This is a genomic window from Streptomyces sp. NPDC041968 (genome assembly GCF_055589025.1).
This window is the reverse complement of record NZ_JBVJCB010000015.1, coordinates 73898-86220: the sequence shown is the minus strand read 5'-3', so window position 1 is coordinate 86220 and position 12323 is coordinate 73898. Positions and strand designations below refer to the sequence as shown.

10 protein-coding genes and 1 riboswitch are annotated in these 12323 nt (G+C 73.1%); of the genes, 8 read left to right on the top strand and 2 right to left on the bottom strand.

Annotated features, from left to right (window positions below; translation table 11 throughout):
* Positions 1 to 282 precede the first annotated feature (282 nt).
* The 4 genes from ACZ6EG_RS30270 (at position 283) to ACZ6EG_RS30255 (ending at position 5062) form a co-directional block, all read left to right on the top strand.
* Positions 283 to 1635: a M16 family metallopeptidase gene (locus tag ACZ6EG_RS30270; RefSeq protein WP_469609277.1), complete on the top strand. Its 1353-nt coding sequence runs from the start codon at positions 283 to 285 to the stop codon at positions 1633 to 1635.
* On the top strand, positions 1632 to 3020 hold the full coding sequence (locus tag ACZ6EG_RS30265; protein ID WP_469609268.1) for a M16 family metallopeptidase: 1389 nt from the start codon (positions 1632 to 1634) through the stop codon (positions 3018 to 3020). Before ACZ6EG_RS30270 ends, ACZ6EG_RS30265 begins: the two co-directional genes overlap by 4 nt.
* A gap of 187 nt (positions 3021 to 3207) precedes the next feature.
* A riboswitch (cyclic di-AMP (ydaO/yuaA leader) is annotated at positions 3208 to 3372 on the top strand.
* Between the two features lie 12 nt (positions 3373 to 3384).
* Positions 3385 to 4149, top strand: coding sequence for a M23 family metallopeptidase (locus ACZ6EG_RS30260; RefSeq protein WP_391972152.1), 765 nt, complete (start codon positions 3385 to 3387; stop codon positions 4147 to 4149).
* Between the two features lie 217 nt (positions 4150 to 4366).
* A complete protein-coding gene (locus ACZ6EG_RS30255; RefSeq protein WP_391972153.1) occupies positions 4367 to 5062 on the top strand; it encodes a GntR family transcriptional regulator in 696 nt (231 codons plus the stop codon).
* A gap of 143 nt (positions 5063 to 5205) precedes the next feature.
* Here the strand turns inward: ACZ6EG_RS30255 and ACZ6EG_RS30250 are convergent, their stop codons facing one another.
* Positions 5206 to 5487: an HPr family phosphocarrier protein gene (locus ACZ6EG_RS30250; RefSeq protein ID WP_356612781.1), complete on the bottom strand. Its 282-nt coding sequence runs from the start codon at positions 5485 to 5487 to the stop codon at positions 5206 to 5208.
* Positions 5488 to 5685: 198 nt separating this feature from the next.
* On the opposite strand from ACZ6EG_RS30250, the gene ACZ6EG_RS30245 reads away from it, so the two are divergent.
* From ACZ6EG_RS30245 to ACZ6EG_RS30230, 4 genes are all read left to right on the top strand, one after another.
* Positions 5686 to 8700 carry a bifunctional acetate--CoA ligase family protein/GNAT family N-acetyltransferase gene (locus ACZ6EG_RS30245; RefSeq protein ID WP_469609263.1) on the top strand — a complete coding sequence of 1005 codons (3015 nt, stop codon included), beginning with the start codon at positions 5686 to 5688 and terminating at the stop codon, positions 8698 to 8700.
* 62 nt (positions 8701 to 8762) lie between these two features.
* Positions 8763 to 9359 carry a DUF5998 family protein gene (locus ACZ6EG_RS30240; RefSeq protein WP_383645446.1) on the top strand — a complete coding sequence of 199 codons (597 nt, stop codon included), beginning with the start codon at positions 8763 to 8765 and terminating at the stop codon, positions 9357 to 9359.
* Positions 9359 to 10552: an alkaline phosphatase family protein gene (locus ACZ6EG_RS30235; protein ID WP_469609260.1), complete on the top strand. Its 1194-nt coding sequence runs from the start codon at positions 9359 to 9361 to the stop codon at positions 10550 to 10552. Before ACZ6EG_RS30240 ends, ACZ6EG_RS30235 begins: the two co-directional genes overlap by 1 nt.
* A gap of 46 nt (positions 10553 to 10598) precedes the next feature.
* Positions 10599 to 11249, top strand: a complete 651-nt coding sequence (locus ACZ6EG_RS30230) for a thymidine kinase (protein ID WP_356612775.1) — start codon at positions 10599 to 10601, stop codon at positions 11247 to 11249.
* 79 nt (positions 11250 to 11328) lie between these two features.
* On the opposite strand, the gene ACZ6EG_RS30225 is transcribed toward ACZ6EG_RS30230, so the two are convergent.
* Positions 11329 to 12150, bottom strand: a complete 822-nt coding sequence (locus ACZ6EG_RS30225) for a VOC family protein (protein WP_391972156.1) — start codon at positions 12148 to 12150, stop codon at positions 11329 to 11331.
* Positions 12151 to 12323 lie beyond the last annotated feature (173 nt).

Here is a 12323-nt window from a genome sequence, read left to right as displayed (position 1 = left end):
GCCGGCTCCTTGCTGAAGCGTGAACGGTGATCTGACGCGGTCCATTGTGGACCGCGGCACTGACAGCGACCGACCAGGACCCGTCACGGGCTGCCCGGCCCGGCGCTGCCCGCAGGGTACGCCCTCGCCCCCGTCGGACCGCCAACCCCGTTCTCGCTCTCGGCGTAGGAGGTGCGGGAACTTCACCGGTGGCCCGCACGCTTGCATACAGTGGCGGGACCGGCGGAATTCCGCAGTTCCGCCCCATGACTCCACCAAGATTCCGCGAGCGAAGGGACGTACATGCCCATGGGTCACACGGCCACAGCCCAGGCAGACTCCGGCGGCCTGACAGCGACCGAGCACCGCCTGGCCAACGGCCTGCGCGTGGTGCTCTCCGAGGACCACCTGACCCCGGTCGCGGCGGTGTGCCTCTGGTACGACGTCGGCTCGCGCCACGAGGTCAAGGGGCGCACCGGCCTGGCTCACCTCTTCGAGCACCTGATGTTCCAGGGCTCCGCCCAGGTCAAGGGCAACGGTCACTTCGAACTGGTGCAGGGCGCCGGTGGCTCGCTCAACGGCACCACCAGTTTCGAGCGCACCAACTACTTCGAGACCATGCCCGCCCACCAGCTGGAGCTCGCCCTCTGGCTGGAGGCCGACCGCATGGGCTCGCTGCTCGCCGCCCTCGACGAGGAGTCGATGGAGAACCAGCGGGACGTCGTCAAGAACGAGCGCCGCCAGCGCTACGACAACGTCCCCTACGGCACCGCGTTCGAGAAGCTGACCGCCCTCGCCTACCCGGAGGGCCACCCCTACCACCACACGCCGATCGGCTCGATGGCCGACCTGGACGCGGCGACCCTGGAGGACGCGCGCGCGTTCTTCCGCACCTACTACGCGCCGAACAACGCGGTGCTGTCGGTCGTCGGCGACATCGACCCCGAGCAGACCCTCGCCTGGGTCGAGAAGTACTTCGGCTCCATCGCCTCGCACGACGGCAAGCAGCCGCCCCGGGACGGTTCGCTGCCCGACGTCATGGGCGGGGAGCTGCGCGAGGTCGTCGAGGAGGAGGTCCCGGCCCGCGCCCTGATGGCGGCCTACCGCCTGCCGGAGGACGGCACGCGCGCGTGCGACGCAGCCGACCTGGCCCTCACCGTCCTGGGCGGCGGCGAGTCGTCCCGGCTGTACAACCGGCTGGTGCGCCGCGACCGCACGGCCGTCGCCGCCGGCTTCGGTCTGCTGCGGCTCGCGGGAGCGCCCTCCCTGGGGTGGCTGGACGTGAAGACGTCCGGTGACGTGGAGGTGCCGGTCATCGAGACCGCCATCGACGAGGAACTCGCCCGGTTCGCCCAGGAGGGCCCGACCGCCGAGGAGATGGAGCGCGCCCAGGCCCAGCTGGAGCGCGAGTGGCTGGACCGCCTGGGCACGGTCGCGGGCCGCGCCGACGAACTGTGCCGCTACGCGGTCCTGTTCGGCGACCCGCAGCTCGCCCTCACCGCCGTGCAGCGGGTGCTCGAGGTCACGGCGGAAGAGGTCCAAAAGGTCGCCAAGGCCCGCCTGCGCCCCGACAACCGCGCGGTGCTCGTCTACGAGCCCACCGCTCCCGCCGACGTGAACGACGCCACCGACGAGAACGAGGAGGCGGCCAAGTGACCGAGCTCGCCACCATGGAATTCCACCAGCAGCCGCAGGCCGGCGAGCCCAGGCCGTGGGCGTTCCCGGCACCGGAGCGCGGCAGCCTCGACAACGGCCTGACCGTGCTGCGCTGCCACCGCCCCGGCCAGCAGGTCGTCGCCGTCGAGGTGCTGCTCGACGCGCCCCTGGACGCCGAGCCCACCGGTCTCGACGGCGTCGCCACCATCATGGCGCGGGCCTTCTCGGAGGGCACCGACAAGCACTCCGCCGAGGACTTCGCCGCCGAGCTGGAGCGCTGCGGGGCCACCCTCGACGCGCACGCCGACCACCCCGGCGTCCGGCTGAGCCTGGAGGTGCCCGTCTCGCGCCTCGCCAAGGCCCTCGGCCTGGTCGCCGACGCCCTGAGGGCGCCCGCGTTCGCGGACGGCGAGGTCGAACGGCTGGTCCGCAACCGCCTCGACGAGATCCCGCACGAGCTGGCCAACCCCGCCCGCCGGGCCGCCAAGGAGCTCTCCAAGGAGCTGTTCCCGGCCGGGACGCGCATGTCGCGCCCCCGCCAGGGCACCGAGGAGACCGTCGCGAGCATCGACTCCGCCGCCGTACGCGCCTTCTACGAGAAGCACGTCCGGCCCGCCACGGCCACCGCCGTGGTCGTCGGAGACCTCACCGGCGTGGACCTCGACGCGCTGCTCGGCGAGACGCTGGGCGCGTGGACCGGCTCCGCCGCGGAGCCCCGTCCCGTGCCGTCGGTGACCGCCGACGACCGGGGCCGGGTCGTCATCGTGGACCGCCCCGGCGCCGTCCAGACGCAGCTGCTCATCGGCCGCACCGGCTCCGACCGGCACGACCGCGTGTGGCCCGCCCAGGTGCTCGGCACCTACTGCCTCGGCGGCACCCTCACCTCGCGTCTGGACCGCGTCCTGCGCGAGGAGAAGGGCTACACCTACGGAGTCCGGGCGTTCGGGCAGGTCCTGCGCTCCGCGCCCGACGGGACCGGCGCCGCCATGCTGGCCATCAGCGGCTCCGTCGACACCCCCAACACCGGCCCGGCCCTGGAGGACCTGTGGACGGTGCTGCGCAAGCTCGCCGAGGGCGGGCTCACCGACGCCGAGCGTGACGTCGCCGTGCAGAACCTGGTGGGCGTGGCGCCGCTGAAGTACGAGACGGCGGCCGCCGTCGCGAGCACATTGGCCGACCAGGTCGAGCAGCACCTGCCCGACGACTACCAGGCGACGCTCTACCGCCAACTCGCCGCCACGGGCACCGTGGAGGCCACGGCGGCGGTCGTGAACGCCTTCCCGGTGGACCGTCTGGTGACGGTCCTCGTCGGCGACGCGGCACAGATCAAGGAGCCGGTCGAGGCGCTCGGCATCGGTGAAGTCACCGTGGTGGCGGCCGAGTAGCGGTACGCGCTGGGGCCCTGGTGACCGGAGTGTCGCCAGGGCCGCCGTTTGTCCGAATTGAGGGAGAGGCTGCCTGTCTGCGCTGTGGCATGCGCTACAAAAAGCCGGTTGCGTTTGAGGATTGAAGACAACCGCGTTTAGCGTCTTCCGGGCTGTTCGTCAGGCAGTGCGCCGCACCCGCGGCACCGGACAGTCATCGCCGAGTCCCCGTACGGCGCGAGCCAGGGGAGCCGGGGACCCACCGTAGTCCCTGGGGTGAATCGGACGCCCGCGCGTGCCGCGAGGGGGCCCGTAGGAGACCTTCCACCTCCGAACCCGTCAGCTAACCCGGTAGGCGAGAGGGAAGGAAAGGACCAGCCTCCACATGGCGTTCACGCGCGCCGTCGGCAAGCACCGCCGTCCCGGCCGGATGCACCGCACCACCGCCCGCGCGGCGGGTGTCGCGGCCCTCGCCACCACCGGCGTCGTCGGCACCCTCGCGGCTCCGGCGCTCGCCGCCGAGCCCCAGGCGGAGCAGAGCGGGCTCACCCCGGTCATCAGCATCGGCGACTCCCTGGCCGACGAGATCGACGCCCAGGCCGCCGCGCAGAAGCAGGCCGCCCTGGACGCCGCCGCCCGTGAGGCGGCGCAGGAGGCCGCGCGCGAGCGGGCCGCCGAGGCCGCCGAGGAGGCGCGCGAGGCCAAGGAGCGCGCCGCGCGGGAGGCGGAGCGCAAGCGCCTCAACACCTTCGTCACGCCGATCACCGCCTCCTACGTCTCCACCGCGTACCAGGCCGGCAGTTCCCTGTGGTCCTCCGGCAGCCACACCGGCATCGACTTCCACGCCTCCACCGGCACCTCCGTGCACGCGGTCGGCGTCGGCACCGTCGTCGAGGCCGGCTGGGGCGGGGCGTACGGCAACCAGGTCGTGCTCAAGATGCACGACGGCACGTACACGCAGTACGGCCACCTGTCGTCCATCGGTGTCTCGGTGGGCCAGTCGGTCGACGCGGGACAGCAGATCGGCCTCTCCGGCGCCACCGGCAACGTCACCGGACCGCACCTGCACTTCGAGGCCCGTACGAGCCCCGAGTACGGCTCTGACATGGACCCCGTCGCCTACCTGCGCTCCCACGGCGTGAACGTCTGACGACGGAGTGAACGTCTGACGACGGACGAACGGCACGCGAAAGCCCCGGCTCCCCGAGCCGGGGCTTTCGCATTTCCGGGGTGTTCCCGACGTGGCCGTTGTCCAAAAAGTGTCCATGAAATCCACATCGCCGTCGGAATTCCCGCCGCATTGGCCTAGAGTCGCTGAACACGCGTCAATCGTCGACGTTTCCCGGGGATGAAGGCGGAGGTCGGGCATGCGCATTCCGGCGCATTCGGTGTGCACGGCGATCCGGGACGACATCGTCTCCGGTGTCCACGGGCGCGGCAGCCGCCTCACCGAGGAACTCCTGGCCCGCCGCTACGGTGTCTCCCGCGTCCCGGTCCGTGAGGCACTGCGCACGCTGGAGGCGGAGGGGTTCGTGGTGACCCGGCGGCACGCGGGCGCGTGCGTCGCGGAGCCGACCGAGCGGGAGGCGGCGGACCTGCTGGAGACGCGTACGCTCCTCGAACCCCTCGGCGCGTCCCGGGCCGCCCGGCGCCGTACCGAGGCGCATCTCAAGGTCCTGCGCGGGCTGGTGCGGCTGGGACAGGAGCGTGCCAGGCAGGGGAGCGGCGACGATCTGCGCTCGCTCGACGGATGGTTCCACGAGACCCTCGCCCAGGCCGTCGGCAGCCCGTCCCTGACGGCGTTGCTGACCCAGCTGCGCCACAAGATCGCCTGGCTGTACGCCGTGGAGGCCGCGGCCGACCCGGTGGGGTGCTGGGCGGAGCACGGCGCGATCGTCGACGCGGTGGCCCGGGGCGACGGCGAGCGCGCACGGGCTCTCATGACGCTGCACGCCGAACGATCGGCGCCGGCGCACCGCCTGCGCTTCGCCGCCGGAGGCGAGGCGGCGGACCGTGTGAGGAACCCGCAACGTGCCGTAAACATCTCGGGTCTGCGTTATTAACAGGAGCGCCGTATACAAAGACAGGGGAATTCGAGGGGTTCATTTCTGCTGCCCGTAAAAGCGAATTCACCCCCCAGGAGTGGTGCAAGATAAAGGCCCGCCCGGGATTCCGGGCGGGCCTTTATCGGCGGTACTGCCGTCGGTCAGACGGTCTCGGGAAGCTCTTCGAGACCCTCGGCGACCAGCTTCGCCAGTCGCTCCAGGGCGGCGTCCGCGCCCTCGGCGTCGGAGGCGAGCACGATCTCCTCGCCGCCCTGGGCGCCGAGGCCGAGGACGGCCAGCATGGAGGCCGCGTTGACGGGGGAGCCGTCGGCCTTGGCGATCGTGACCGGGACGCCTGTGGCCGTGGCGGCTCGGACGAAGATGGAGGCGGGGCGGGCGTGGAGACCCTCGGCCCAGCCGACGTTGACGCGGCGCTCAGCCATGTGATGCTGCCCTTCAGGTGTTCAGGGGTCTGATGTTGTCTAGACCACTCTTGTCTAGACCAGTTTCCCACATCGTGAAGCGTCCCGGGACGGCTGTGCGCAGCCCCGCGTGGTCGTCGGACCGCGGCCTCGGCCCGACCTTCCGTCCCCACAGACTGCCTCGCGCCGTTGTCGTACGCGAGCCGTACTCTGGGGCCCATGCAGACCTCGTCGGACCGGCACGAGTACCCCGCCCACTGGGAAGCCGACGTGGTGCTGCGCGACGGCGGCACCGCGCGCGTCCGCCCCATCACCGTTGATGACGCCGAGCGCCTGGTCAGCTTCTACGAGCAGGTCTCCGACGAGTCGAAGTACTACCGCTTCTTCGCGCCGTACCCTCGCCTGTCCGCCAAGGACGTCCACCGCTTCACGCACCACGACTTCGTGGACCGGGTGGGACTCGCGGCCACCATCGGCGGCGAGTTCATCGCCACCGTACGCTACGACCGGATCGGCGCCGGCGGAACACCCGCTTCCGCACCGGCGGACGAGGCGGAGGTCGCCTTCCTCGTCCAGGACGCCCACCAGGGGCGCGGCGTGGCCTCCGCGCTGCTGGAGCACATCGCCGCCGTCGCCCGCGAGCGGGGCATCCGCCGCTTCGCCGCCGAGGTGCTGCCCGCCAACACCAAGATGATCAAGGTGTTCAGGGACGCCGGGTACACCCAGCAGCGCAGCTTCGAGGACGGCGTGGTCCGTCTGGAGTTCGACCTCGAACCGACCGACCGCTCGCTCGCCGTGCAGTACGCGCGCGAGCACCGCGCGGAGGCGCGTTCCGTCCAGCGGCTGCTGCAACCCGGCTCCGTGGCGGTCGTCGGCGCCGGCCGCACCCCGGGCGGCGTCGGGCGCAGCGTGCTCGGCAACATCCGCGACGCGGGCTACACCGGCCGGCTGTACGCCGTGAACAAGGCTCTCCCCGAGGGCCAGGACGCACTCGACGGGGTACCGGCCCGTCGCTCGGTGCGTGACATCGACGGGCCCGTCGACCTCGCCGTCGTCACCGTGCCCGCCGAGCACGTCCCCGACGTCGTCACCGAGTGCGGTGAGCACGGCGTCCAAGGCCTGGTGGTGGTCTCCGCCGGGTACGCCGACAGCGGCCCCGAGGGACGCGAACGCCAGCGCGCACTGGTCCGACAGGCGCGCACGTACGGCATGCGGATCATCGGGCCCAACGCCTTCGGCATCATCAACACCTCCTCGGACGTGCGGCTCAACGCCTCCCTCGCCCCTCAGATGCCGCGACCCGGCCGGATCGGCCTGTTCGCCCAGTCCGGCGCCATCGGCATCGCCCTGCTGTCGCGGCTGCACCGGCGCGGCGGCGGGGTCACCGGCGTCACGGGCGTGTCGACCTTCGTCTCGTCCGGCAACCGCGCCGACGTCTCCGGCAACGACGTCCTCCAGTACTGGTACGACGACCCGGAGACCGACGTCGCCCTGATGTACCTGGAGTCGATCGGCAACCCCCGCAAGTTCACCCGCCTGGCCCGGCGGACGGCGGCCGTCAAGCCGCTGGTCGTGGTGCAGGGGGCCCGTCACGGCGGGGCGGCACCGCAGGGGCACGCCGTCCGGGCGACGCGTCTGCCGCACGCGACGGTCTCCGCGCTGCTGCGGCAGGCCGGTGTGATCCGGGTCGACACGATCACCGACCTGGTCGACGCGGGCCTGCTGCTCGCCCGGCAGCCGCTGCCCGCCGGACCGAGGGTGGCGATCCTGGGGAACTCGGAGTCACTGGGCCTGCTGACGTACGACGCGTGCCTCTCCGAGGGGCTGCGGCCGCATCCTCCCCTGGACCTGACGACGGCGGCCTCGCCCGAAGCGTTCCACGCGGCCCTGTCCCGGGCGCTGGCCGACGACACCTGCGACGCGGTGGTGGTCACCGCCATTCCCGCGGTGGGCGAGGGCTCGGCCGGGGACGCCGCGCTGGCGAGGGCCCTGCGCTCGGCGGCGGCCGCGGTGCCCGCCAAGCCGGTCCTCGTGGTGCACGTGGAGCTCGGCGGGCTCGCGGAGGCCCTGTCGGCGGCGGCCAGCACGGCGCCGCAGACCCCGCCGCCCGCGGACGCACGGGCGGCGACGCCCACCGCCCCGCACGCTGCCGCGCCCCTCGACCGGCAGACGGCCCCGTCGGCCGTCGGAAACCGAGCGGCGCCCTCCGGACCCGCGCCCGCCCCCGGGGAGCCGGCGACGCCCCCGCCCGCCGAACCCCGGACGGGCGCGCCCGACGGGCCGCGGACGTCCCCGCCCGCCGCCGCGGGCGGCGGCGGCTCCGTGCGGCACCCGCCCGCTGCCCACGAGCCCGCCGAGGCACCGGAAGGGCCCCACCTCATCCCCGCCTACCCCGCCGCCGAACGCGGCGTGCGCGCCCTCGCCCAGGCGGTCGCCTACGCCCAGTGGCGGCGCGACGCCGCCGACCCCGGCAAGGTGCCGGAGTACGAGGACATCGACGAGAAGGGCGCCGCCGAGCTGATCGCCGGGAACCTCGCGCGCGGGCAGGGGCTCACGCTCGGCACCGAGGAGACCTGCGCGCTGCTCGGCAGGTACGGCATCCGCGTCCACCGCGCGATGCCCGCCCCCACCCCCGACGACGCCGCGGCCGCCGCGCGGACCCTCGGCTACCCCGTGGCCCTCAAGGCCACCGCACCGCACCTGCGCCACCGCGCCGACCTGGGCGGCGTACGTCTGGACCTCGCGGACGAGGAGCAACTGCGACGGGCGTACGCGGAGTTGACCGAGCTGTTCGGGACGCCCGCGGAGCTGCGTCCGGTGGTGCAGGGCATGGCACCGCGCGGCGTCGACACCGTCGTACGGGCGGTCATCGATCCGGCGGCCGGCGCGGCGCTCTCCTTCGGCCTCGCCGGGGCGGCCACCCAGCTGCTCGGCGACATGGCGCACCGGCTGATCCCGGTCACCGACCGGGAGGCCGGCTCGCTCATCCGCTCGATCCGCACGGCACCCCTCCTCTTCGGCTGGCGAGGCTCGGCCCCCGTCGACTCCGCCGCCCTGGAAGAGCTGCTGCTCCGGGTCTCCCGGCTGGTCGACGACCACCCGGAGGTCGTCGCGGTCACCCTGGAACCGGTCGTCGTCGCCCCGCGCGGCCTGAGCGTCCTGAGCGCCTCCGTCCGCCTCGCGCCCCCGCCCGCCAGGGACGACCTGGGCCCGCGCACCCTGCCGGCGTACTGACCGCCCACGGCCCGGGAGGGGCACCGCACGAGCGTGCCGCGCAGTCAGTGCGTCCCCGTAGGATGGACGGCATGGCCAAGACCAGTACGACGACCCAGGGGCTGCGAGCGGCGATCGAGCGCAGCGGCTACTACCCGGCCCTCGTGGCCGAGGCGGTGGAGGCCGCCGTGGGCGGCGAGCCCGTCCGGTCGTACCTGGTCCATCAGGAGACGACGTTCGACCAGAACGAGGTGCGCCGGCACGTGACCGTGCTCGTGCTCACCGGCAACCGCTTCATCGTCAGCCACACCGACGAGCAGGCCGCCGACGACACCTCCCCGACGCCGTACGCCACGACCTCCACGGAGTCCGTCAAGCTCGGCCGGATCTCGTCCATCGTCGTCAGCCGCGTGGTCGCCAACCCGGAGCAGTACAAGCCCGGCACGCTGCCCCGCGAGATCGTGCTGACCATCGGCTGGGGTGCCGTCTCCCGCCTCGACCTGGAGCCCGCCGCCTGCGGCGACCCCAATTGCGAGGCGGACCACGGCTACACCGGCAGCTCGACGGCCGACGACCTCAGCCTGCGCGTCAGCGAGGCCGGGGACGGCCCGGAGACGGTGCGCCAGGCGCTCACCTTCGCGCAGGCCCTCTCCGAGGCGACCGCGGACTCCTCCCGCTGATGGCACAGCCCGCAGCCTGGGACACCGCCCCGGAACCGCTCCCCGTCGACTCCGCCCCCGTACCCGAGTACGGCGCCGGTTCGCTCGCCGACCTCCTGCCCACCCTGGCCGCCGGTCTCGGCGTCCCCGGCATGACCGCGAGCATCACCGAACTGACCCCGGCCGACCGGAACTGCGTGTTCCTGATCGACGGGCTCGGCTGGGAACAGCTGCGGGCCCACCCGGAGGACGCCCCCTTCATGAGCGCGCTGCTGAGCAGCTCACGCGGCGGCACCGGACGGCCGATCACCGCCGGCTACCCGGCGACCACCGCGACCTCCCTCGCCTCCGTCGGCACCGGTCTGCCCCCCGGCGCCCACGGCCTGCCCGGCTACACCGTGCGCGACCCGGCCACCGGCCAGCTGATGAACCAGCTGCGCTGGCGGCCGTGGACGGCGCCGGCCGCCTGGCAGCCGTACCCCACCGTCTTCCACCTCGCCCAGGAGGCGGGGGTGCACGCCGCGCAGGTCTCCTCACCCACCTTCGCGAACACCCCGCTGACCAAGGTCGCCCTCAGCGGCGGCACCTTCCACGGCCGGCTGTCCGGCGAGGACCGCATGGACCTCGCCGCCGAGCAGCTGGCCGGCGCGGACCGTGCGCTCGTCTACACCTACTACGCGGAGGTCGACGGCGCCGGCCACCGCTTCGGCGTCGACTCCGACACCTGGCGCGGCCAGCTCGCGCACGTCGACCGCCTCGTCCAGCGCCTCGCCGAGCAGCTGCCGCCGCGCAGCGCCCTGTACGTCACGGCCGACCACGGCATGATCGACGTCCCCTTCGACGAGGACCACCGCATCGACTTCGACGAGGACTGGGAGCTGAAGGCGGGCGTCGCCCTCCTCGGCGGTGAGGGCCGCGCCCGCCACGTGTACGCCGTGCCCGGCGCGCACAACGACGTGCTGACCTGCTGGCGTGAGGTGCTCGGCGAGCAGTTCTGGGTGGCCTCGCGGGACGAGGCCATCGAGGCGGGCTGGTTCGGCCCCCGGATCGACGACCGGGTCTACGACCGCCTCGGCGACGTGATCGCCGCCGCGCGGGACGATGTCCTGCTCATCGCCTCGGAGCGGGAGCCGAAGGAGTCGGCGATGGTCGGCAACCACGGATCGATGACCCCTGCCGAACAACTCGTTCCCCTGCTCGAAGTACGCTCCTGACCTCCCGCACACCGCTGTCCCGCTGCCGAAAGGTGCTCAACCCCTCATGCCCGAGCTGGTCTTCTTCTCCGGAACCATGGACTGCGGGAAGTCGACGCTGGCTCTGCAGATCGAGCACAACCGCTCGGCACGCGGACTCGTCGGCATGATCTTCACCCGCGACGACCGTGCGGGCGAGGGCAAGCTCTCCTCCCGTCTCGGCCTGGTCACCGACGCGGTGGAGGTCGAGGACGGACAGGACCTGTACGGGTACGTCGTCGACCACCTCACGCAGGGCGGACGCGTGGACTACGTGATCGCCGACGAGGCGCAGTTCCTCGCGCCGGACCAGATAGACCAGCTCGCGCGCGTGGTCGACGACCTCGACGTCGATGTGTACGCCTTCGGCATCACCACGGACTTCCGCTCCAAGCTGTTCCCCGGCTCCCAGCGGCTGGTGGAACTCGCCGACCGCGTCGAGGTGCTCCAGGTCGAGGCCCTGTGCTGGTGCGGGGCCCGCGCCACGCACAACGCCCGCACCGTGGGCGGCGTCATGGTCGTCGAGGGCGCCCAGGTGGTCGTCGGCGACGTGACCCGGTCTCCCGACGAGATCGGCTACGAGGTGCTGTGCCGACGGCACCATCGGCGCAGGATGACCAGCGCCTCCGCGCGCGCCGGCACCCTCTCGCCGGACGTCCTGCCGGTGGCGCCGGCCTGATCCGGCCGGCCCCGGGACGCGTCGGCGCCCCGGACCGGTCACCGAGCGCCGGCGACGGCCCGCGGCCGGAGTCCTCGTCTCACTCCGTTCCCCTGCCGGCGGGCCGGCCCTGCAGCAGCGAGAAGCGGGCGCCCTCGGGGTCCGCCACCGTCGCCACCCGGCCGTGGACGGTGTCCCGGGCGGGTTCGAGGACGTGGCCGCCCAGTTCGGCGAGGTGCCGCTGGGACTCCTCCGCGTCGGCCACCTCGAAGTACGTGATCCAGTGCGGCCCCCGGTCGCGGGGCAGGGCGTGGCCGACCCCGTGGATGCCGGCGACCGGCCGGCCGTCGAGGCAGAGGGTCACGTAGTCCCGGTCGGCGGACACCTCCGCCACCCGTTCGAAGCCGAACACGGTCTCGTAGAACTTGGCGACACTCGCCGACTCGAAGGTCAGCAACTCGTTCCACGCCGGGGTGCCGGGGACGCCCGTCACGGCCGTGCCGAGATGCGCAGCCGCCTGCCAGACGCCGAAGACGGCGCCCGACGGATCGGAGCCGATGGCCAGGCGGCCTGCCTCGCCCGCGTCGAGCGGACCCACCCCGATCGTGCCACCGCACAGACGGACCGTCTCGGCCGTCCGGTTGACGTCGGCCGACGCGAAGTAGGGCGTCCAGGCGATGGGGAGCTGGCGGTCCGGGGGCAGTTGGCCGATGCCCGCCACCTCACGCCCGTCGAGCAGGGCCCGCGCGTAGGGGCCCAGTTGCTGAGGTCCCGGCTGGAACTCCCAGCCGAACAGCGCTCCGTAGAAGTCGTGGGTGGCGGCCGGGCCGTGCACCATCAGGCTCACCCAGCAGGGTGTTCCGGGCGTGTGCCGGGCGTTGGTCTCGCCGTTCCGGCCGGCCGACCCCCGTGCGTCGGTCATCGTCACTCTCTTCTCGGCCCTGCGCGGGCCGTGCGTCCGCTTCCGCCTGACGGATTCCGCTTCGACGGACCTTCACGCCGAGGCCGGCACCGGATCCGGTGCCGCGCCGTCCGGGCGCGCCCGTGGGACAGCCCGGTGCTGTGCGGGTAGTACAGCATGTGCTCGAACCCATA